Source organism: Microbacterium sp. LMI1-1-1.1, from assembly GCF_040815675.1.
Taxonomy (GTDB): Bacteria; Actinomycetota; Actinomycetes; order Actinomycetales; family Microbacteriaceae; genus Microbacterium.
In genome coordinates this window covers 1-255 of record NZ_JBFPNN010000002.1, presented here as the reverse complement: position 1 = coordinate 255, position 255 = coordinate 1, and the positions used below count along the sequence as shown (strand labels likewise).

Below are 255 nucleotides of genomic sequence, written 5' to 3'. Positions count from 1 at the left end.
CTGAAAGCATCTAAGCGGGAAGCCGGCCTCAAGATGAGACTTCCATACCTTCGGGTGAGAGGCTCCCAGCCAGACTACTGGGTTGATAGGCCGGATGTGGAAGCGCAGTAATGCGTGAAGCTGACCGGTACTAATAAGCCGATGACTTGATAACACACCGTTTTTGGTGCTTGCGTCCACTGAGTGGTTCTCGATGTACGGTCGGGAACACAACAATGAAATAGTCGTTGTTGGTTTTTGAAACATCAATAGTGT

1 rRNA gene is annotated in these 255 nt (G+C 49.4%); it reads left to right on the top strand.

The window, feature by feature from the left end:
* Positions 1-154: ribosomal RNA gene (locus tag MRBLMI1_RS05915) — 23S ribosomal RNA — on the top strand; the annotation flags it as partial.
* Between the last annotated feature and the right edge of the window lie 101 nt (positions 155-255).